Annotated in this window: 16 protein-coding genes; 11 read left to right on the forward strand and 5 right to left on the reverse strand. The window is 42.7% G+C overall.

What is annotated here, in order from left to right; genetic code table 11:
- Positions 1–43: 43 nt before the first annotated feature.
- Together HWQ40_RS18310 and HWQ40_RS18315 are read right to left on the reverse strand one after the other, a co-directional pair.
- The gene (locus tag HWQ40_RS18310; protein ID WP_292780133.1) at positions 44–349 is read right to left on the reverse strand and encodes a helix-turn-helix transcriptional regulator; all 306 of its coding nucleotides are present in this window, start codon (positions 347–349) and stop codon (positions 44–46) included.
- Positions 346–723: a type II toxin-antitoxin system RelE/ParE family toxin gene (locus HWQ40_RS18315; protein ID WP_292780134.1), complete on the reverse strand. Its 378-nt coding sequence runs from the start codon at positions 721–723 to the stop codon at positions 346–348. Before HWQ40_RS18315 ends, HWQ40_RS18310 begins: the two co-directional genes overlap by 4 nt.
- Before the next feature lie 187 nt (positions 724–910).
- Between HWQ40_RS18315 and HWQ40_RS18320 the strand changes: the two genes are divergently transcribed.
- From HWQ40_RS18320 to HWQ40_RS18335, 4 genes are all read left to right on the forward strand, one after another.
- Positions 911–2227, forward strand: coding sequence for an amino acid permease (locus HWQ40_RS18320; protein ID WP_292780136.1), 1317 nt, complete (start codon positions 911–913; stop codon positions 2225–2227).
- Between the two features lie 68 nt (positions 2228–2295).
- Entirely contained in the window at positions 2296–2841 is a 546-nt protein-coding gene (locus HWQ40_RS18325; RefSeq protein ID WP_292780138.1) for an RNA 2'-phosphotransferase, read from the forward strand.
- Between the two features lie 316 nt (positions 2842–3157).
- On the forward strand, positions 3158–4375 hold the full coding sequence (locus HWQ40_RS18330) for a lipid-A-disaccharide synthase-related protein (RefSeq protein WP_292780140.1): 1218 nt from the start codon (positions 3158–3160) through the stop codon (positions 4373–4375).
- A gap of 152 nt (positions 4376–4527) precedes the next feature.
- Positions 4528–6264, forward strand: coding sequence for an ABC transporter ATP-binding protein (locus tag HWQ40_RS18335; RefSeq protein WP_292780142.1), 1737 nt, complete (start codon positions 4528–4530; stop codon positions 6262–6264).
- A 179-nt stretch (positions 6265–6443) separates the two neighbouring features.
- Here HWQ40_RS18335 and HWQ40_RS18340 read toward each other — a convergent pair whose 3' ends face one another.
- The gene (locus HWQ40_RS18340; protein ID WP_292780144.1) at positions 6444–7652 is read right to left on the reverse strand and encodes a NupC/NupG family nucleoside CNT transporter; all 1209 of its coding nucleotides are present in this window, start codon (positions 7650–7652) and stop codon (positions 6444–6446) included.
- Positions 7653–8306: 654 nt separating this feature from the next.
- On the opposite strand from HWQ40_RS18340, the gene HWQ40_RS18345 reads away from it, so the two are divergent.
- Entirely contained in the window at positions 8307–8501 is a 195-nt protein-coding gene (locus tag HWQ40_RS18345) for a hypothetical protein (protein WP_292780145.1), read from the forward strand.
- Between the two features lie 17 nt (positions 8502–8518).
- Here the strand turns inward: HWQ40_RS18345 and HWQ40_RS18350 are convergent, their stop codons facing one another.
- Entirely contained in the window at positions 8519–14143 is a 5625-nt protein-coding gene (locus HWQ40_RS18350; RefSeq protein WP_292780146.1) for a CHAT domain-containing protein, read from the reverse strand.
- Positions 14144–14557: 414 nt separating this feature from the next.
- On the opposite strand from HWQ40_RS18350, the gene HWQ40_RS18355 reads away from it, so the two are divergent.
- Positions 14558–16378 (forward strand): ShlB/FhaC/HecB family hemolysin secretion/activation protein, encoded by a 1821-nt coding sequence (locus HWQ40_RS18355; protein ID WP_292780148.1) that lies wholly within the window; start codon positions 14558–14560, stop codon positions 16376–16378.
- Between the two features lie 288 nt (positions 16379–16666).
- The gene (locus HWQ40_RS18360; RefSeq protein ID WP_292780150.1) at positions 16667–16921 is read left to right on the forward strand and encodes a hypothetical protein; all 255 of its coding nucleotides are present in this window, start codon (positions 16667–16669) and stop codon (positions 16919–16921) included.
- 199 nt (positions 16922–17120) lie between these two features.
- On the opposite strand, the gene HWQ40_RS18365 is transcribed toward HWQ40_RS18360, so the two are convergent.
- Positions 17121–18152 carry a VOC family protein gene (locus tag HWQ40_RS18365; RefSeq protein ID WP_292780182.1) on the reverse strand — a complete coding sequence of 344 codons (1032 nt, stop codon included), beginning with the start codon at positions 18150–18152 and terminating at the stop codon, positions 17121–17123.
- A 200-nt stretch (positions 18153–18352) separates the two neighbouring features.
- On the opposite strand from HWQ40_RS18365, the gene HWQ40_RS18370 reads away from it, so the two are divergent.
- The 4 genes from HWQ40_RS18370 (at position 18353) to HWQ40_RS18385 (ending at position 23263) form a co-directional block, all read left to right on the forward strand.
- Positions 18353–18976: a DUF3859 domain-containing protein gene (locus tag HWQ40_RS18370; RefSeq protein ID WP_292780151.1), complete on the forward strand. Its 624-nt coding sequence runs from the start codon at positions 18353–18355 to the stop codon at positions 18974–18976.
- A 5-nt stretch (positions 18977–18981) separates the two neighbouring features.
- Positions 18982–20754, forward strand: a complete 1773-nt coding sequence (locus tag HWQ40_RS18375) for an asparagine synthetase B (RefSeq protein ID WP_292780153.1) — start codon at positions 18982–18984, stop codon at positions 20752–20754.
- 10 nt (positions 20755–20764) lie between these two features.
- Positions 20765–21982, forward strand: coding sequence for a decarboxylase (locus HWQ40_RS18380; RefSeq protein ID WP_292780154.1), 1218 nt, complete (start codon positions 20765–20767; stop codon positions 21980–21982).
- Positions 21983–22102: 120 nt separating this feature from the next.
- Positions 22103–23263, forward strand: coding sequence for a hypothetical protein (locus HWQ40_RS18385; RefSeq protein WP_366934002.1), 1161 nt, complete (start codon positions 22103–22105; stop codon positions 23261–23263).
- Positions 23264–23367: the final 104 nt, after the last annotated feature.

Here is a 23367-nt window from a genome sequence, read left to right on the forward strand (position 1 = left end):
CGTCTCGTAGAGAAGTGCGGGCTATGCCTATCCAAGTCAAATATCAATCGAACTGAGAAATCACAACCTCTTGATCGGGAAAACGCGCTATGATTGTCAGACTTCCGCCAAGAGATTTAATGTATCGAGAGAGCGTAGATATTTGAATATCTTCCTGATGCTCAATTTTTGAAAGCGCCGATTGTACCACTCCCATATTCTTTGCGACATCGCTTTGTGTATGTCCAAGGGATTCTCGAAGTTCAGAAAGTGTCAATTTGAGCAATGCAAGGTTTGCTTGCATCTCGCTTTCTGCCTGTTGTTCAGGAGTCATTTTTTTACGAAGTTCTTTAAATGGCTTCGTCTTCATAGGAACCCTTCTGTTTTTAATTCTTCTAAATGTTCGTCATACAATGTATCCGCTTTTGGCACATTCTCCTCATACCAGCGATCGTCTCCTCCCTTGTTTGCTCCAAAAAGAAGAATGGCGACTCTCCTTGGATCAAATGCATAGAGTATTCGGTACGGTTCTCCTCTGTGCTGCACCCTCAACTCTCTCATATGGGAATGACGTGAGCCGTTTATTTTTGAACTGTAGGGAAAAGGAAGTTCTGGCCCCCGTGCCTCAAGTAGTCGCACTACTGTATCGATCGCAACTTGGGTGCTGTCGTCTAGCTCAACCCACCATATTTCAAACTCGTTTGTGAATTCTACCTCTTCTTCTGTTGTAAGGACAATGTTCACTACTACGTGGTCTATTTAATTAATAAAGTGCTACAAGTGACATTTATACTCCAAAATTTGTGTTGATAATCAAGTAGCGATCGCTTATTTACCAAAAAAATCTGCTTGAAAAACCAAGAACATCAAGGCTTTTACGAAGAATATTTACATATGTTAATATTGTTTAGTTTAAGTACGGATATTCAGTATGGTTCCTATAAAGACCGTTCTAAAAAATTCAGAGCAAGTTACTCGGTTGTTTTCTCATCTCGAATTTGATGGAAACAAACTCAATCATCAACCAGGTAGTGTATTGGGGAGTACTGCATTGATTGCAGGAACCACTGTTGGGGCTGGGATTCTTGCTCTACCAGCCGTTACCCTGCCATCTGGTATTGTGCCATCCACATCTGGACTAATTGCTGTTTGGCTCTACGCTTTAGTGTCAGGGTTATTGGTTGCAGAAGTTACCTTAAATACGATGCGAACAGAAGGGCATCCGAGTATAGGTTTTTTGGGAGTTGTTGAGAAAATCCTTGGTAAGTTGGGAGCGCGAATTGCTGGCGGTGCATATTTATTCTTGCACTATGCTCTGTTGGTGGCATACATCACCGAAGGCGGAGAGATTTTAGGAGCGGCGGTGGCAAAAGTCTGGGGTATGCAGATATTGCCTACGTGGGTGGGCACAACGACTTTCACGCTCTTATTTGGTGGCATTATGTATCTTGGGCGAGAAAAGTTTATTGAGAAATTAAACAGCGCCTTTGTCGGAATTGTCATCGTTTCCTTCTTAGGACTATTATTTCTGGGAGGAAGACATATTCAGAGTGCCCAACTATTATTTCAAAACTGGAGTGCCCTCGGCAGTGCCATTTCAGTAATGTCTGTGGCGCTATTTTTCCAAAACGTTGTGCCATTGGTTGTGACGCAACTTGAAGGGGATGCCTGCAAAATTCGTCAGTCTATCTTTATTGGTTCTGTAATTCCTCTAATTATGTTCTTGGCGTGGAATGCCGTAATTTTAGGAAGCGTCAGTCCCGATATGCTACATAGCACTTCTGATGGTACAAGTGTTTTTGATCCACTACAAATTCTCCGAGGAGGTAGTGCGGGGCAATGCTTAGGAGTGCTAGTATCCATTTTTTCAGAGTTTGCGATCGTCACATCATTCATTGGATTTGTGTACGGATTACTGGATTTGTTCAAAGATATTTTCCTACCTGCACAGTGGCAACTTTCTAGCCGCTTACCCCTCTATTCGCTGGTTCTTTTCCCCCCGATGACTCTCGGAACACTTAACCCCAGCATCTTTTTTACTGCCCTAGATTACACTGGAACATTTAGTATTTCAGTTCTAGGTGGAATTATTCCGGCGTTAATGAGTTGGAAACAACGTCAAGAACAAGAAAACTCAGATAGCACAAATCAATCACTCGTTCCTGGCGGGAAGCTGACACTCATTGCGATCATTGGAGTGGCATTAGCTATGATGGGAAGACAAATTCTGTCAATTTACACAAAATAAAACCATCAATAAAAATTATATGCTACAAAAAACTATAATTGTAGTATAAATATGCTAACCACAATCAAATGAGTGATTCTCGACTCGTCCAAATCAGCAAATATCTCAGCAAATATCTGCGACATACACCAGATGCCATTGGAATTAAACTTGCTCCTGGTGGTTGGGTTGCTGTTGATGACTTACTTACTGCTTGTGCTCAAAACAAGTTTCCGATTAGCCGCCAGGAATTACAAGTGGTAGTTGAATTCAACGAGAAACAACGCTTTTCTTTTGATTCTACAGGTACTCTGATTCGTGCGAACCAAGGACATAGTGTAAAAGTCGATTTACAATTAGAAGCTGTTGTTCCTCCAGATCAGCTTTATCATGGCACGGGACGCAAATCTGTAGAGTTAATTCTGCAAACAGGACTTTGCAAAATGTCCCGACATCATGTCCATTTATCAAAGGATATAGAAACAGCACAAACTGTTGGTGCAAGGCATGGAAAACCAGTGGTTTTTGCTGTAAATACTGCGGCAATGCATCAGGCAGGTTATATCTTCTATTGTTCTGCTAATGGTGTTTGGTTAGTCGATCGTGTGCCACCTGAGTATCTACAAAAAATTTGAATTTTAACAAAACAGAATATTGAAACGATATTTGCAAAGAAGTTGCAACAATTACTGCATATTGGAATTGAACTCAGATTGATATACCCATAGCGCTTGTACTCCTAATACTGTATTCTCTGATAGATTAGCGTTTGCAAAAACAGGGATTAGCAGTAATTCCATTTCGGTTTGCACCTGAAAAAGTAACTTTGTAGATTTGTCTATAAAATTACAAACTCTAAGAGTAAAAATACTATCAATCTTTTAGCCTACTCACCCAATGTAGGTTAAAAATCTCACCAAACAAGCATTTTAGACCTATCCAAACCCCAAGATGCCTTCTAAGCGAATCTTGTTTATCAGTAACGGCCACGGAGAGGACAACCACACCTCTCATGTTATTCAGACCCTGCGCCAATTGTGTCCTTCTCTTGAGATGGCGGCAATGCCGATTGTGGGAGAAGGAAAAGCTTACCGTAGCTTGGACATTCCCATTATTGGACCCACACAAACAATGCCCTCCGGGGGATTCTTTTACATGAAGCGCCTCTATTTGCTCAAAGATTTTCAATCAGGATTGATTGGGTTAACGTGGCAACAATTACAAGCGGTGTTGCAGTATGCTCCTAACTGCGATTTAATTATGTCTACTGGGGATTTTGTCTCCCAGACATTTGCTTACTTAACAAAGCGTCCCTTCGTTTCGTTTATCTCTTGTCTTTCTGCCCTCTATGAAGGGCGATTGCGTCTCAATCCGCTGCTGTGGCACGACCTTAATTCTTCTCGATGTCTGACAGTTTTCACCAGAGATTCCTATACGGCTTCCGATCTCCAACGGCAAGGTATAGCTAAGGCTCAGTTTGGTGGGATTCCGGCTTTAGATCGCGTTGTCCCCACTGGCAAAGACTTGTACCTGAAACCAGACGTTCCTGCGATCGCAATCTTACCAGGATCGCGGATGCCGGAAGCCGCGCGAAATTTCAGTTTGCAGTTGCAACTGGTGATAGAAATCGCCAAAGTGATGCCTGAGTCAGGATTCCAGTTTCGCGCCGCCTTGGTACCAAATTTGATGGAGCAATTAGACGAAATTGCTAAAAGTCAAGGTTGGCAACTGAATCAAGGCATACTCACCTATTTTCCTCCAGGAAGTTCTGCTGAGGAATCACCGCTTGTAGAAGTGAGATGTTACTCAGATGCCTTCAGTGATATCTTGTATTACTCTACCCTCGTCATTGGCATGGCAGGGTTGGCAGTGGATTTAGCTGTAGCGATGGGGAAACCTATCATCCAGATTCCCGGAGAGGGTCCTCAATTTACCTATCAATTTGCAGAAGCGCAAACGCGGCTGTCGGGCATTTCGGCTCAAACCATCGGCACTAAGCCAGCAACCCCTGAGATTCTCAAGCAAGCAGCTAAACGAGTAGTCGAAACTTTAGAAGATTCAGACTACCTCGCTAAGTGCAAAGTAAATGGCCCTGAGCGATTTGGCCCACCCGGCGCATCTGAGAGAATTGCCCGCTTTCTACTAAATTCTTTAGGAGAAACTGAGTAGAAATTACGTCAGAATTTAGGAGTCAGCACGGTTGGGTAACATGGTGTGGTAGGCTAACGCCTTAATGCACCTCAATTCTGACTTCCTGAATTCTGAATTCTGAATTCTGACTCCTGACTCCTAACTCCTAACTCCTGAATTCTTACTTACCTATGAAAGTCCGCTCTAGTTACTGGCAGCTGTTGCCTTATCTCTGGCCCCAATGGCCGCTGTTAATTCGGGGATTGGCTTGTATTCTAGGATTTGTGTTATTCACCCTAGCAGTGCCCTATTTAGCAGGTCAGGTCTCTTTTTATCTTGGCCAGGGAAATGTTAACCAGATTGCCTACTGGCTCGGACTAGCCACTTTAGTATTTTTGGTTCGAGGGCTTTGTCAATACGGGCAGAATGTCTTTATGATCGCTGCTGCTCTGAACATGGTTTTAAACTTGCGTAAGCGCGTTTATGCTCACCTGCACAAACTTGGATTAGATTACTTTGAAACCACACAGACGGGAGACCTGACTTATCGTCTGACTGAAGATATTGATCGCGTCGGCGAGATTGTGGACAAGTTATCCCATCAGTTTCTTTCCAATTTGTTGCAGTTAATTGCGATTCCCATTTACATGCTCTACCTGAATTGGCCGCTCACTCTTGCAGGTTTGATTTTGGCTCCTTTAATGGCTTGGTTGATCGGGCAATTTGGTCAGCGATTACTCGTGCTATCTCGCCAGAGCCAAAATCAGGTTTCCAATTTGTCGGCGATGCTAACTGAAGTATTTAGCGGGATTCGTGTCGTTCAGGCTTTTGCAGCCCAAGAATATGAAGTGAAGCGATTCAATAAAGAAGCAGAAATCAATCGCCAAGCTAAGTATCGCGCTCTACAACTTAAATCCATTCAGTTTCCCGTTGTCGGTTTTTTGGAAGCAGTTAGTATTATACTGCTGTTTTTATTAGGAGGATGGCAGATTTCTCAGAATCAGCTGACAGCTCAAGGGTTTATCAGTTTCTTAGCTGCTGTGGCTATACTGATTCAGCCAATCGACATGATGATTAGCAATTACAACGAGTACAAACAGACCGAAGCTTCTGTTGAACGCATCTTTGAACTGATGGCGAAGGAACCTAGTATCAGCGAAAAATCGAATGCTCAGGCAATGCCACGAGTTATGGGCAAGGTAGAGTATCGTCATGTTGATTTCGCCTACAATCCCGACCAGCCAGTTCTTAAGGATCTCTGCCTAGACGCTTCTCCTGGTGATGTCATTGCCTTGGTTGGTTCTTCTGGAGCAGGCAAATCGACGTTAATTAATCTTTTACTTCGCTTTTATGACCCTCAGAGGGGTCAAATTCTGGTTGATAATATTGATATTCGTGATGTCACGCTTACCAGCTTGCGCCATCAAATTGGCATTGTTCCCCAAGATGTTACTCTTTTTTCGGGAACGATCGCTGAAAATATCGGTTACGGTCAAGAAGAATTAGATTTAGCAGCGATTCAGGAAGCAGCCAAGATTGCCAACGCTCACTCCTTTATCACCCAGTTTTCCCAAGGTTATCATACCTGGGTGGGAGAGCGTGGAGTTAACCTATCAGGAGGACAACGCCAAAGATTAGCGATCGCCAGAGCAGTTGCCAACGATCCTCGAATTCTCATCCTGGATGAGGCCACCTCTGCCCTCGATTCTGAATCAGAAGCACTAGTTCAAGAAGCACTAGAACGAGTGATGCAAAACCGTACCGTGTTTATTATCGCCCATCGCTTGAGCAGCGTTCGTCGGGCTGACTGCATTCTGGTAATCGAACAAGGACAGGTGGTTGAAGCTGGTACTCACACCTCCCTCCTGTCTCAAGAAGGACGGTATGCCCGTTTTTACGCCCAACAGTTCTACTCTACAGATGAGTAATATCATGTCCGGCTAATTAGTTATAATTCCCTTTCTCTATGCAGAAAGCCCAAAAACCCATCCCCTCTGCACCTCTGCCCCTGGAGCGGTCTTAATGATAAGTCTTTAACCGGACATGATATAAGGGATTGTCAAACTGTCGGTTCGCTCATTTGATAAAATCTATTTTAAAGAATTATTCAAATCAATATCCCAGCAATACAAGCGGTGATAAAACCCGCTAACAATCCGCCAATCATTGACCTTACACCCATACGAGCTAAGTCATGCTGGCGATTAGGTGCTATCCCCGCAATGCCGCCAATGGTAATACCAATTGAACCTATATTTGCAAAATTACATAATGCGTAAGTTGTAATAATTACTGCGCGTTGAGAGATTTTTCCACTTTCAATTAGTGCCTTCAAATCCAAAAAAGCAATAAACTCATTGAGAATTGTTTTTGTACCCAATAAAGCCCCAACTTGCCGACAATCAGCCCAAGGTACGCCCATTAGCCATGCTACGGGAGCCATGAGAAAAGACAAAATCCACTGCAATGAGAGTTGCTGTAAGCCTACAAATGCCCCTAACCATCCTAAAAGTGCATTCAGGGCAGCCAATAATCCCAAAAAGGCGATAATTATCACCCCCACGTTAACTGCTAGCTTCACGCCGTCAATTGCTCCGGTAGTAGCAGCATCAATTACATTTACATAATTGGTTTCTACATACGCTTTTGCCTTACCAGCCGTCTCTGATACTTCTGTTTCGGGGTAAAGTAATTTTGATACTACTAACGATGTAGGAGCAGTCATAAAGAAAGCAGCAATTAGGTGTTCTGTTGGTAGCCCAAAGGAAAGATATGCCCCTAGTACTCCACCGGCTATTGTGGCAAAACCACTCGTCATCACGGCATGGAGTTCCGATTGCGTCATATTCGCTATATAAGGTTTAACCATCAGGGCCGACTCTGTTGGCCCCAAAAAGATGTTACCTGCACAGGATAAAGATTCAGAACCTGATGTTTTCATCGTCTTCATCATTACCCACGCCATCACGTTTACGACTCGCTGTAAAATACCGTAGTAATACAAGACGCTGATGAAGGCAGAGAAAAAGATAATTGTCGGCAGCACTTGGAAAGCAAAGAAATGATCCTTAAAATTTTCTCCAAAGACAAATTTGGCACCAACATCAGAAAATGCTAAAAATTGGCTGACAATATCTCCCAGAGATTTAAACACAGTCAAACCCCAAGGAGTTTTAAGAATCAATAGTGCAAACACAAATTCCAATCCCAAACCCCACGTCACTATTCGCCAACGCACCGCACGACGATTAATAGAAAAGGCGTAGGATATACTGATAAAAACTAAAATTCCCAACGCAGAAATGATGCGTTCCATGATTACTCCCGGAAATGTATCGCTAAGGCACTTGGTCTCAAAGCATACACAAAAATTCGCCTTTTTTGTGATTTTGTAGTCAATTACTAGAGTTTTGATGCTGTAAATAAGAATTTAGCGATCGCACATTTATATCTTGTTACAAAATTCTCTTCCCAAACGTTCAGCACATTTGTATTAATGGGAACAATCAATGTGAACAGGAAAAAATTAATCTTGTAGAAAAAAACTATGGTGGCACTAACCGGTTATCAAATACAGGACTTACGCAACTTTCACAAGCAATGGCGCGGTGTAACCGCGCCGCGCGTCAAGCAACTACGCGATAAACATAGGAACAGCCGGACGTTTTAGTTGCTGAACTAAATAATTTGATAACAATCCATGCTTAATTTGATAGATTGTTTGACCAGTTTTATAAGCTAAATCTTTGAGCCTAAGCCAGACTAAAATAGTGCGAGGCTTTCATGATTTCTTTGAATACGAGCCTTACGGCATTGAATCATGTCAATGCCAGTCAATTGCTTTAATTCAAAGGTGTTACTCCTCAACTTGCAATCGTTCCTTACACACTTTTTGTACAACGTCCGTTTTTCTCATAATTTGAAGAATACTGACACAGCCGATTATTGTTACTAATTTCAGCAATTACCTGTGGTACCCCATTTTCATATAGTACATAAATACTATAAAATAGCGATCGCACTGTGCCAGTTGCGTAAGTCCTGTGAAGTTGGAAGCCCCGCCTTCAAGCGTTCGCGCCAGCGTGCCGTAGGCAAGCCTTGGCGGGGTAGTTCACAATTACCTCTCTTGGCGTGGGTAGCCAAAGCTAAGATGGCGGCTCTTTGACTCTATATTCTCTACCTTCACCAAGGATTACCAACCATTGTAAATCCAGCCCAATAATAAGGATGTATAAGTGATTCATCAGCACTGTCAGCAGGTAAAGGCAAATTCCCAACTATTCCTAAACCTTGCACTTGTCCATCCTTTACATAAATTTGCCCTTTGACCATAGCTACCTGAGCCTGTCTGAGAGCTTCTGCTTTAATTGGCGCTGTCTTTAAGTTCTCATAAAATTTTGTCATCAACGCTGCTGTGCCAGCATCATTAACCGACCAAAGACTAGCAACACTAGTTTTCACACCTGCCAGCACTGCTAAACCCGCAAATCCCAGTTCGGATTCTTCATCCCCTAAAGCTGTTCTACAAGCACTCAGCACCAGCATTTCAACTTCAGGTTCATTCAAGCGCAACTGTCGTAATTGGTTCAAGCGTAACTTGTCTTCCCACAGTTGAATATAGGAATTACTTAAAGCACCAGTAGCAAAATCGGCATGGGTTGCCATGTGAATAATTCCAAAAGGTTGTTGGCGGCGGATTGTTTTGAGATTTTCTAAGGTGGCTTGCTTGTCTAACAATAATTTGCCCTGCCAGAGTTTAGATACTAGTGTTGATAACTCAAGGGGGACTGCTGGTAAAGGCTCTTGTCCCTGAGTACTCTGAGAAACCCCCAGCGCTAAAATTTGAGATTTTTTTATGTCTTTATAGAGGGTATTAGTCAAACTAAGACTAGGCATTAAGCCAATGCTGTATTTTTCTACTAGAAATCCCTTACCATCGTGAAGTGCTGCCATTGGGGTTGAACGTAACCCAATGTCTGGTAAAAAGACCAGATTGTTGATTCCTCTCGCCTGTAAATCTGCCTCTAGTGGTGCAATAATCCAGCGATAAAGTTGTTGAGATGAACGCAAATAACCGGTGCGACGACGGTTTTGTGGACTAACGATTTGGTCACGAAATTCTTGAGCTACTTGGAGAACTTTGGCTTTAGTTGTTTCTGGGATGCGCTTGCGGATAGGATCGCCTTTTCCGGTTACTACTACTATTTCTAGTTGGTCACTATCCTTTTCTCCTATGGTATTTAACTGTTTCGTAAATTTTTTAGCTTTGCCTAAATTTACCTCTGGTAGAATTTCCACAGGGACAAAACTGATGTAGATAAATGCAGGTTTTACACCAGTAGCTTCTTCAATTTTGCGAGCAATTTCTTTGGCATCATCTAGGGTTTTGATTCTAGGGCTGGGTATGCCTAAATGGTCGGCAAAATCATCTGTGAAATTGTCTTCGGGAGTGGGGTCGGTATTAAGAACGGGGTTATCAATCTTAGGATTATTGGGGACAGGGTTATTTGGTTTATCTGGTAGATTGCATTGGAATGTGCAGGGGTCAGGATTCGGAGTATCAGGATTCGGAGTAAAAGTCGGGGTAGGAATTGGGGTAGGAATTGGGGTAGGAGTCTGACTGACGTTGATTCCTATCTGTACAGGTGCAGAAGAGGAAACGCCGTCATTTGCACTAATTACAAAGGCATTTAGTGACCCATTCGTATCTGCTAGAGGTGTGTATACCAAAGTATCGCCGCTAGATAAGGTAGTAATACCAGGGATGACAGGAAGTCCATTCACAGTCAGATTTCCCGTATTCACCAGATCAACCTTGATGGAGGTGATGTCATTATTAGCATCGCTGATCAGTGGAGCCAAACTAGAGAACGTCAAGGTCACTGGTTGATTAGTCTGGGTATCGGGTAGCGATGAGTTTGCCGTTAATGTTGGCGGGGTGTTAACGGAAGTAATGGTGATGCCGGTTGGTGTGCCGCTAGCATCTCCACCATTAGGCAAGACTGGAAAGTTCCCAGAAGGAATGATTGAACTCCCTCCTGCATTAATTGTTGCGGCTATGCCATTGACACTCGTTGCATCACCTACGACAAATGGGACATTATCTGCGCCACCATCATGTCGAATTGTGACAGTACCTCCTACAGGAGGCGCAAAGCTATTAACAATCACGAAAGGTTCAACGATCGCAGCAATACCAACTTCTCCCCCCTCATCAGGATTGTCAATAACATCAGGATTGTCAATAAAAACTCCTCCGGTAGCGATCGTCTCACCTGTAGAAGTTATCCCTGTCCCTTGAACCAAACCGTTTGTTAACACTTGCACATTGCCACCTTTGACAATGTTTGCATCACCAATATTTGTTGCGCCCCTAGTGTCAATGCTGCTAAAACGAATTGTGCTGCCAGCAGTATTCGTAGTTTGTAGAGTAACGTTGCCACCTGTAGCGCTTGCATCACCATCCACTCCAGTCGCACTTGCTGAGGCATCAATAGCCCCATTAACGGTGATATTATCTCTGGCAGTTAAACTAATCGCGCCAGCAGTGCCGATAAAATCGCCACCTCCTTCCTTGACTACAGATGAGTTAATTGCTCCTGTGGTAATACTGCCGCCTGTGGTTGTTGCGACTACATCGCCAGCCCTACCTGAGCCATTAGCATCATTTGAAGAAGAGTTAATAGTACCTGTGAAGATGTTGCCTGCGGCAGTCAAACTTACTGTTCCCGCATCTGTAATAATAATGCCACCATATCCAAATCCAGAAAACCCTTGAATATTGTTAGTGTTTAGGTTATTTAGGGTAATTGCACCATTTGTGCTTTGGACTGTAATATTACCCGCAGAGTAGCCCTGACTACTGGCAATAATGTTGCCCGCAATGATATCACCACTCGCAAACAAGGTTATATTGCCACTATTCCCACTTACATCACCATCCACTCCAGTAGCGCTTGCTGAGGCATCAATAGCCCCATTAACGGTGATATTATCTCTGGCAGTTAAGCTGACCGCGCCAGCTGCGCCGATAAAATCGCCACCTCCTTCCTTAACTACAGATGAGTTAATTGCTCCTGTGGTAATACTGCCGCCTGTGGTTGTTGCGACTACATCGCCAGCCCTACCTGAGCCATTAGCATCATTTGAAGAAGAGTTAATAGTACCTGTGAAGATGTTGCCTGCGGCAGTCAAACTTACTGTTCCCGCATCTGTAATAATAATGCCACCATATCCAAATCCAGAAAACCCTTGAATATTGTTAGTGTTTAGGTTATTTAGGGTAATTGCACCATTTGTGCTTTGGACTGTAATATTACCCGCAGAGTAGCCCTGACCACTGGCAATAATGTTGCCCGCAGTGATATTGCTAGTTGCAAACAAGGTTACATTGCCACTATTCCCACTAGTTCTACTTGTATTTAAATTTCCCAGCGATAAGCTAGCTCCTGAAATGTTAATCGCTCCTCCAGTTGTCTGGATTGTGTTGGTGGGATTGACAAAGTTTACAGAACCAGTTTGTGAGGACAGGTTAAAGCTTCCACCACCCAAGTTTAATGTAGCGATACCAGGAGTAGTCACTAAGGGCGTATCCCCGGTGATGTCATTGATGGTAATGTTGCCTGTGGCTTGTAAGTTGATATTTGTACCTGAAGCTGCGATCGCACCCCAAGAAACAGTATTAGCCCCAATATCTGCATTGTTAAAGGCAATATTGCCTGCTGTGGCATCAAATGTCCCTGTCCCACCATCGATAATGGTCAATGTGCTGGGGTCTAGCAATAAAGTGCCAAAGTTGCCATTAACGGCTGAAGTATCTACCAAACCGTTGAAGGTCAAGAAATTTTTGCCTGATACTTCTACAAAACCACCATTGCCAGCATTTGCTCCTCCACGAGCCGAAATGTTACCAAAAAACTTGGTTGTGTCGTTACCCCAAACAATTACCCGTCCGCCATTTCCATTCAAATTGCTATTAGCATTAATGACGGATTTTGAGTCTACATAAGTCCGATCTGCATTGGGTAAAGTCCCCTTACCTTGATAATCTCCACCAATTAGCACAGTACCGCCGCCATTGTTTCCAGAGGCGTTAATATTGGCATCAATCACCGCGACTTTTTTACCCAAAGCAGTTACAGTACCGCCTGTTTGACTCGCTGCATTCACTGTCCCAGAAACAATCGTTGTACCTGGAGTTGTGGGAATTATTACATTAGAGCCTGTTAATTTTACCGTTCCATCAGGATTGGCAGTTAACCCTGTGTTACCAACTGTCAGCAGTTCTGGTAAAGAGGCGATGGGAATTGTCCAGTTATTGGGTTGGTTGCTACTAGAGGCGAGGGGCTGAATTTCTAGACTTAAAAGATTTCCTGGCTGACTAAGACGCACCCAATTTTGTCCTGGTACTGATGTAACGGCAATCTGCCCTCCAGGTGCTGAAAGTTGCCCGGTGTTGATTACATTTCCAGCTAATAAATTCAAATTTTGCCCAGTACCTACTGCCAAATTTCCAGCATTTGCGATCGCTCCTGGCTGGTTTGTACTAAAGGCAAATCCGTTGGGGTTTCCCACTAAAGCATTGTAGTCATTCACACCAATGGCGTTAAACCAACTGCTGCCGAAGCCAATGCCGTTAGCTGTTGTCACCGTAAAAGTACCAGGCACATTTAAACTAGCGTTTGCTCCAAAAATAAATCCGGCTGGATTCATCAAGAAAAGGTTAGCATTGCCACCTGTCACTTGAATTAAACCATTGATAACCGAGGCATTCCCGCCTGTAATTCGACCAAGAATATTTTGCAGCGCCGGACTAGCTTGAAAGTTGGCGATTTGTTCTGGTGAAATCCCAAATTGTTGAAAGCTGTGAAAGAGGTTTGCACCATCTTTAGAAGTTGTGCCGCCAGTGATATCAAGTCGATTGCCGTTTGGTGTAACAATTGTGTTTGTGCCATCGGCAGCAGGAACTATTTGTTGTGCTTGGGCTAATCTGGGACTTACCAGCGAGGCAATAACTAGGACTGAAGCGGCGATATTAGACAATAAAGATTTTTTGCGCCGCAATATAAAGCGACCTGTGGGCAATTCTACATCGATTTGTAACTTATCTGCTAATCCGCGTCGCCAAAGTGCTTGAGCGATCGCTCGCTTAGACCAGAGGATTTGTTCTGTTCTTTTGGTGACAGAGATGCTTTGAGAATGATTCCGGTAGAGGTAGAGTGGCTCTGGAACTCGGCGCACTTGGGCTACTTCTGAAAGTCGCAGACATAGGTCATAGTCTTGGGCACAGAGGAACGACTTGTTAACACCTCCCACCCGGTCGTAAACCCACCGTCGAATCAAGCGGAAGTGAAACGTCATGAAGTTTACTAAAAGACCTTCTGGGGAATAGGGAATGGCACAGCGATGACCGTAACCGATCACTTTGCTGTCTCGATCAATATTTAAGTAATCGGTGTAAACAAATCCTGTATCTGGATGGCTGTTGAGGACTTTAGCAGTTTGGGCAAGGGCAGTGGGGGCTAGGATATCATCACTGTCTACCAGACCGATGTAAGTGCCATTAGTTAGGTTGATTGCTGCTTTAAGTGCCGCCGTATATCCTTGATTGTGTGCTTGGACTAGCCGCACTCGCCCATCTTGTTGAGCATAATTGTTTGCGATCGTCACCGATCTGTCTGTAGAGCCATCATCCCAAATTAGTAGCTCAAAGTCTTGCCATGTCTGCGCTAAGACGCTAGCGATCGCTTCTTCAAGGTAAGACTCCCGGTTGTAATTGACGATGACAATGGAAATCAGTGGTGACATCGAAGTTTTCCCAAGTTTTCTACCTGTTACCACAATATAATGCTAGGGACTATTACTTAGAAAAAATCGCTGTTAATTATAGTTGTAGTTACAAATCTTTTGAAATCTGAATGTCAAAAATATGATATTGAAATATTCAGAAGAGAAGGCAGGAGGCAGAGGGCAGGAGGCAGCAGGAAAGAAGTATGATTGATTATTTTATTTCTGGGTATAAAACCTAGTTTCAAAACAAGAATTGTATTGAAACGCTAGCAAAAGAGACAAAGCCTTCACAGCCTAAGTCCCACATTTTAAACATAGGTTACTCTACCTCCTGCCTCCTGCCTCCTGCCTCCTGCCTCCTGCCTCCTGCCATAGCATACTCAAAAATCAAAATCAGCCCAGTCGTTATATAAGGCACTCCACTGAAGAGAAATGAGAAAAGAAACAGAAACTGGTGTTCAGCCTAGAGCAACGACTCAGCAAAGAAGTGTCTATTTCTCTCATCAGTTAGACACCTGGCAGAGTTTGGCAACTACTAAATGCAGTAAGCACAGTTTCAGTTTTTGGTGCGGCTTGCTAATTCTGCCTGCGGTCTGGATTGTAACTGCAAATGGACTTAGAGCTACAGCTAATATTTTTACACCAGACTCGATTCAAAATAGCAGTCAGTCAGAGTTACAAATAGTACAGGAAACACAACCTGTCCCGGCAACTAACCCGAACCCACAACCAGAAACACCACAACGCATTCGGGTTCGGAAAATTCAGGTTGTAGGTAGCACAGTTTTTAAGGAAAATGACTTTAATCCAGTAGTGAAACCGTTTGAAGAACGGGACTTAACTTTAGAAGAAATTAGACAAGCCGCAGATGCCGTTACTCAGCTTTACCTAAATAAAGGCTATATAAATTCCAGAGCAATTCCAGACACTCAACAATCAAGTACCGCAGATGGTGTTGTGGTAATTCAGGTGTTGGAAGGACGTTTGACAGAGATTGATATCGAAGGGACGCGGCGATTAAACCCATCTTATATTCGTAGTCGCATTCAGCTAGGTGCTGGTATTCCTCTGAATACTGGTAAGCTCGAAGAACAGTTGAAATTATTGCGACTCGATCCCTTATTTACCAATGTGGAAGCGAGTTTGCGTCCAACGGGTCAGGTTGGTCAAAGTATTCTCGTTGTCAGAGTTGAAGAGGCAAAAACTTTAATTGGTAGTTTGGGTGTAGATAATTATTCGCCTCCCAGTATTGGGGCGGAAAGATTGGGTGTTGAATTGCGATCGCGCAATTTAACTGGTATGGGAGATGAGTTAGCAGGCTCTTATTACCATACACTCTCTGGTGGTTCTGATGTCTTTGATTTTAGTTATCAGGTTCCCGTGAACGCCATGAACGGCAAAGTGCAGATTCGAGCCGCATTTAATCGCAACGAAATTACTGAGCCACCCTTTGATGCCTTTGAAATTCGGGCAAACCAGGATCTTTATGAAATCAATTATCGTCAACCATTGATGCGATCGCCCAAAGAAGAATTTGCCCTATCTTTAGGATTTACCTATCAAGATGGTCAAACCTTCCTTTTTGATAACCTCGCAACCCCCTTTGGCATTGGGCCTGATGCCAATGGCGTTAGCCGCACCAGTGTAATTAAATTTGGTCAAGATTATATCAGGCGCGAACCTCAAGGAGCTTGGTTTTTGCGATCACAATTTAATTTTGGCATTGATATATTAGATGCAACTATCAATAATGATCCCATACCCGATGGTCGCTTTTTCAGTTGGCTAGGTCAAATACAGCGCGTGCAGCAACTGAGTAACGATCATTTATTGCTCATCCAAGCAGACTTACAGCTTACACCAGATAGCCTTTTACCTTCCCAGCAATTTGTCATTGGCGGTGGACAATCGGTAAGGGGATATCGCCAAAATATCCGTTCCGGGGATAATGGATTTCGGGTAGCGATCGAAGATCGGTTTACAGTGCAGCGCAATGAATCTGGATTCTCTACAATTCAACTTGCGCCATTTCTAGACATGGGAGCCGTCTGGAATCAGTCTGATAATCCCAATCCGCTACCCAATCAAACTTTTTTGGTGGGCGCAGGCTTAGGATTATTGTGGAATCAGGCAATGGGAATTGATAATCTCTTTTTGCGGCTCGATTATGGATTTCCATTTATCGATCTGAGCGATCGCGGTAATAACGCTCAGGATGATGGCTTTTACTTTAGCCTTCGCTATCAACCTTAGCTAAAGACTATGGTAATCATAACTAATTATGCAGGCATGATATTATTTGAGCCGGATTTTATCAAGTCGAGTTTAATCAGCAATATGCTATTTCACTTACTCCTTTTGGTAGATGACGCACTTATTTCAGTATTTTCCACAGTTAATTACCTTTCCTTCTGCCTTATCCTAATATTGAACTAAAAAATTAACTTCTTTCTTCAGGAATTTGAATTTTATTCTGTGTATATACACAAAGAGAGAAATTATAGTTTATAAATTTAAGAAAGAATTACAGAGATAAAATTTATGACACAACCTAACTCGCAAGACAAAAACAGCTTTCTTTACCCTCGTAGCCGATATTATGGAAAATTTCAGCCAGAGAACTTGGTGTTTAATGCCAACCTCCAAGAATTCTCTCAAAAAATTAGTTACATCACTTGCCTAGAAACTGGCGGTAAATTGTCTCAGGAAGAGGCTTACCAGCAAATTAAGTCACTTTGGAAAGAGTTGAAACATAGCAAAAAACAACTGTCTATTGGCGGAAATAAAGAAATTTAAACTAATGGGAAGGAGGTATTGGGAATTTTTATTAAATCTATTGCAAAAATACTTGAACCGCCCGAAAATCAATTTCTGGGCGGTTTTTTGGCTTTTGCAAGAAGTCTTCTTTTTCGCTATGTTAATTCTAGTAGTTACAAGTAACAAATAATAGACGCGAAATTCCGCCTATCTACATTCTTTTTGGTCAGAGGTTTAGTTAATTACCTTCTAGCAAAGTCCAGAAATAGCCATCTGGTGCGATAAAGGAGAAACTTGTCTCGCCAAATTCATTACTAATAATGTCTGTAACTTTTTGTGCAGTACTCGCCTTGATGCGATCGCAATATTCCTGTATTCCCTTAACGCGATAGGTATATAAAGACATACCCAAGCTACCTGGTTGGGCCGCCTCAAAACGCGATTCTAAATTAAGAGATTCTGGGAATCGAATCACATAAAGTCTACCACTACGCGTAGCCATCAGGTCAGACTTAGAAGAACGGGGATCGTCAAAGGTAGTGACAATAAACTTTTCACCAGGATTCAGGTCAAAAATATCTCGACCTGCTGGCGATGATTCATAGCTAGTTTCGACACCATCACGCACACGCAGCAAACCTAAAACTTCTTCATAAAACTTCAGAGTTTCTTTGCTATCATCCTGAACGATAATCCCTATATGGGTAAACTGACTAGTCTTGAGAGGCCCATTCTGGTTAACTTGTCCGTAATGCGGTAGCGTATAGCCAAATCGTTGAAACAAAACCTGTCTAGCTAAGGGTTGTAGTAGCAGCATTTCTCGCACGCCAACTGCTGGCTCAAGAAAAGGACGGCTTTTTCTATCTTTGTTGTAGATGACTTCCCAATAAGGGCTAGAGTATCTAATAGGGAAACCTGATGCTTTTGCATCCTCTATATGATTTAAAATACTCAAGACATCCGCAGTTAAACTTGTTGCCCAGCGATTTCCCTTAATTTTCATTGACGCTATTCCCAAACCTTCATTGGTGGGATTTTGCCAAACCATCAGCCTAATTAAACCATGATCTGCATTTTGGTGGTAGAGGCGGATTGAGCGTAAAGACGAATTCACTCCATATAATTGATGGGCTACATCTGCGGTTAATTCACCCACTTCACCAATGCGATAGCCAAATTGCTCCCAATAGTGAATTGCAGAAATTGGCTCTGGAATGCCGATGCAGACTTCATAGATACCTGCAATTGTAGTTTGTTGTTCTTGAGTCATAATCAGTGCTGAGTTGGGAGAGACGCGATTCATCGCGTCTGTACAAGAGTGAGAAGTAGAGAAGCGATTCATCGCGTCTGTGTTTACAAAAGTATCTCTTAAAGAATCCGAAAAGCAACAACTTTATTTTGTAGCTTATGATGTACCTACAAAAGTGAGATTTAGCGATCGCAATCAAATTTTTCAACAGGAGTTAAGCTATGACGCAGCGACTGACTCAAGAACAATTATCACAAATAGTTACAGAAGTAGAAGGTCTGCAATTGCGTCGGGAAGCAGAACTAGACCAACAGCAGCTGAGAGAAATTTTACAGGAGTTGAATTTACCGCCAGAGTTACTAGATGAAGCGCTGATTCAGTTAAATCGCCGCCAAGCACTGGAAGTACAACAACGCCGCAATCGATGGATTACCTCTGGAGTCGTGGTAGTTATAGTGGTTGTCATTGCATCTACAATATTTTTCATGCAGCAGCAAAGTTCAAGACTTTCCCGTGTTTATGCTCAACAAGACCGCATCACTTTGACACAAGATAATGGCGGCGACTTAAAGACAATTTCCCGCCAAACCAATCCAGAAGTGTTGTATCGTGTCACCTTAAAGGATGCACCTTTGGGTAAAAAGCTGGCTCTCTCTTGTAATTGGATTGACCCAAGTGGTCAAATTGTCAAGCAAAACAATTATCAAACCCGTGAGATTAATACGTCTGTCTGGGATACCCAGTGTCGCTACACTATTAACCCGGCTGCAACTGTTGGCAATTGGCAGGTGCAGATGTTCCTAGAAAGTCGGCAGATTAGCGATGCAACCTTTGAAGTTAAATAGTCCAGATGGGTATCCCGCATCACTTTCTTGGCTATTGGGGTTACGGCACTCAACAGGAGTTGGAAACGCTGTTAACTAGTGTTGTGGAAAACCTTTCTTTTAGAAGGCGAGAGGCTTTGAAGTTTTCTGCACAGAAAAATAATCTTGTTCCCATCTGGAATGTTGTTTACATAGGACTCGATGGCAATTCCCCGCCGCAACAAAATCAAATTGCTGCCATCTTTGCATCAGGATTATTTACTTCACCTGATGCTTGGGTAAATCTCCAGGAAAATAACTGCCTAATTTTGGGAAGAGAACCTTTCGGAAAAGTGCCTTTGTATTGGACTCAGCAAGGACAAATAATCTGGTTTGCATCCCAACTGCAACTACTTTTACCGATTTTGCAACAGTCAGAAGTTAGCATTCCTGGGTTATATGGTTATAGCTGTTTTTCTTACGTTCCCACACCCTTAACTCCTATTAATGAAGTGTTTGCAGTGACGGCGGGAACTGAATTAGTTTGGCAGAGCGATCGCCAATCAGGTATTCTGAAAACACCTGAATCTAAAAAAATCCACTCGTGGCGGGAAGCGCCAGAACAGTTAACAGATGAAGCTACAGCAATTACCGAATTGCAAACTCTCCTTAAAAACTCCATTGAGCGACAAATTGCCGATTTAAAAGATGAGCCTGTCGGGGTGTTTCTCTCTGGCGGACTCGATTCTTCAGTGGTGGCGGCGCTGCTGGTACAAGCAGGGGTGAAAGTCCGCGCCTACACTTTAGATTTTGGTGATGCAGGTATTCCAGAATATCTCTATGCGGAACAAGTCGCCGAGTTTATCAAAATTCCGCTAATTAAAGTTGCAGTAACCCCCAGTTCAATCGAGAATGCGCTAATTCCGACTGTGCAAGCATTGGATTTGCCCTTTGGAGATGGCGTGTGTATTCCGTTGTATCTTCTATCTCAGAGGGCGAGTCAGGAAACTCAGGTAATTTTTAACGGTGAAGGTGGAGATCAATTATTTGCCGGTTGGACGAACAAACCTTTAATTGCCGCAAGTGTTTATCAAGCAGAAAATCCCGCTGGACAAGAAACTTTTATCCAGCAATATCTCCGCACCTTTCACCGTCTTGGGGGATACGAATCTCAAGTTTATCAGCCGGAGGTTTATGTACAGATCCAAAATTTGCATCCTGAAGATTGGTTATTGGCGGCTTTAGATCGCAATGAGTGTCCATCTTTGCTGCATCGCCTCCGCCGTGCTAGTTTGATGCTCAAAGGAGGACAGAATATCCATCCCCGTGCGACTGCATTGGGGTTTGCTCATGGGTTGTGGGTGCGATCGCCTTTTTGTGACTTACCTTTAGCTGAGTGGACATTCCGCCTCTCTGGAGAACTCTGTTTGCAGGGTGCTTGTGAAAAATATATCCTCAAACGGGCTGTAGAAAATTGGCTTCCACCCGAAATTGTCTGGCGACAAAAACGTGGTATGGGGGTTCCTTTAACTTCTTGGTGTTTAAATGATTTTTGGCATCAACTCGGCATTTGGCTCAATCCAGAAATACTTCGCGCCAACAATCACTTTTATCCTCACATCGCGGCACAAATCGTTGAAGGCAAACTGGGAGCAGCTATTCAAGGCCGTCGAATTGGTGAAACACTCTGGTTATTAATTATGTGGCAACTTTGGCGATCGCACGTTTTAAATGAAAAACAAAGTAAACAATCTTGGGATCATCCCTTTTGGTTACATCGTTGGCTATGGAGAAATTTCAAAATAATTCGTAATTCGTAATTTTTGGTAAATGGTATCAAATAATTTAACTCAAAATCGCCTTAATCCCCCATTCTCCAGGGAACTTGCTCAGGAGTTACTGAATAACTACGGTTCTCCGCTTTACGTTTATAATGGCGATCGCTTGCACGAAACTATTGAGCGGATTAGCAAAGCAGTCGGTTATCCGCGCACGCAATTTCGGTTTGCAAGCGTTACTAATGGCAACATTGCGCTGTTAAAAATTTTTCGTTCATTTGGGTGGGGACTTCACGCTAATACGCCAGGAGATATTTATTTAGGATTGCAAGCTGGTTTCGATCCGAGTGAGATTGTTTATAGCGGCAGTAATTTGAATCAAGCTGAGATGCTACAAGTCCTGAATTGGGGAGTTACAACTCTCAATCTCGATAGCCTCGCTCAGTTGCAGTTGTGCTGCAAAGTTTTACCCAAACACAAAGAAAAATCTATTCGGCTAGGTTTACGCCTCAATTTGCCAGAAATTACTGGAGATAGCCGCATTGGTGTACGCCCAGAGGAATTTGGTGATGCGATCGCTTTAACTGGTGAGGCTGGATTAAAGCTGAATGGTTTACACTTCTATCGAGGTACGGGAACTAACGCCACAGCCGCTTTTACCCAAGCGATCAATACAGTGATTTCCACAGCACAAAAGTTACCAGATTGGGAATATTTAGATTTTGGTGGTGGTTTTGGCTATCCTTATCACCACAACAAAACAGCCTTTGACTGGGAAATATTTGGGGCTGAGTTAACCGAGAGAATTACTCGTTTAGGGCGGGAAATTGATTTGGTAATTGAACCGGGACGAAGTGCGATCGCTGGATGTGCAACTTTGCTGGCTCAAGTTGTTTCGGTGAAATGGCAAGGAGAAAAACAGATTGTTGGAGTTGATACCACCGTTGCTAATCTTTCAGTACCCTCAGTACACGGCGGCTACCGAGAAATTATCACCTGGAAGCAAACAGACAATCCATTCACAACTGATATTTGTGGTAATACCACATATTCACGAGATTATCTGGGGAAAAATTGCCAACTCCCAGTTTTAGAAATTGGCGATATTGTTGCCATTCTAGATGTCGGTGCTTATGGTTATGCAATGTCGTCTCACTTTTTACATCGCCCCAAACCTGCGGAAGTATTGCTAGAAAATGGCACGCATCGCTTGATTCGTCGGCGGGAAGATTACAGTGTTTTATTAACAAATCAGGTGTTAGATAACTAACATCAAATAACCATTATGAAGTGTATTAACTGCGGGACTGACAATAAACTGAAAGACCGGATAGCTAATCAAGGTCGGTGTTTAAAATGCAATCATCTCTTTGCCTTTGAGCCGACTAGTATGAGTAATGTTCAAATTACTGATCCTTTTTTTGCAAAGGCGATCGCTGACATTTCTGCAAATAATACCTTATTTTTTACACCTAAGCAACTACTTTATTTTCTAGATAATCGTCTAAGAAAAAACTCAAAGTCAATTTCGCAATTGGGCTGGTTTTTTTTCTATGTATTTTTTAATTTCTTTACATTTGCTGTTATTATTGGGCCACTGATAGTCAATCTTGTGTTTATTTGGATATTCTTTAATCGGAGTAGCTCAAGCAAGCTCAATAATACAAGTCGCAAAGCAAGCGCTAAAAATTTACAAATTATAGGAGGAATTGTTCTAGTTGTAGGAATTTTAATAAGTCTTGCATCCAAGTCATTTAGCCTCTTTGTCACTATTGTGATTATGGGAATGCTGTCTATATATTTAGGAACTCGACAACTAGGACGAATTGGATTCTTAACACAAGAATTTTTACTTTCACAATCTCAGGTTAAAGATTGGCTAGATCGTTGGCAACAAATTAATGGTTCAATTCTCAAAATTCTTCCTTCTCCAAAGCAGGAAAATACACCAGCCACGATTAATCCTGACGTAACAGCTTACAGTTTTGATAGATTAGTCGTTTGTGATACTGCTAGTATTGCTCAACTATTAATTGCTAATAATTTTCACTTTGAAAACAACTGTGCAATTCTCAGCATTACTGGATATCCCCAAAGTATTTTTGACACTACAATGCAAATGCTGCGCCGCAATCCCGATTTGAAAGTCTATGCAATACATGATTGCAATCCACGAGGAATTGGTTTAGTTCATAATTTGAGAACCAATGCTAATTGGTTTCTCAATAGTGAGATTGTGATTATTGATATTGGACTAACGCCACGTCAAATTATCGCTACTAAGCGCGGAATGTTCATTCAATCCTCTCCAGAGTCGGCGCAAGCAGCTAAACAATTGCCTGAAGAAATACGTCAAAATTTATCTGCTGAAGAATTAACATGGTTAGAATCTGGAAAGTTTGTGGAATTAGAATCTTTCACTCCTCAAAGAATAATTAAAGTCCTGCAAAAGGGTATTGCTGGCAGCCAAACTTTAGAAAGTGATGACAGTAGCTTGCTTTTAGTAGGCGATACAGGAAATGATATGTACGTTGTTCAAAGTTTTGGTTAGTATTCTCATTTCAATTGTAGGGGTAATATCATGTCCGTATAATTAGCTATGATTTCCACAGTCATTGCACCCCACCCCCAGCCCCTCCCCGCAGGCGGGAGGGG

It is taken from the genome of Nostoc sp. NMS9 (genome assembly GCF_017114995.1).
Classification (GTDB): domain Bacteria; phylum Cyanobacteriota; class Cyanobacteriia; order Cyanobacteriales; family Nostocaceae; genus Nostoc.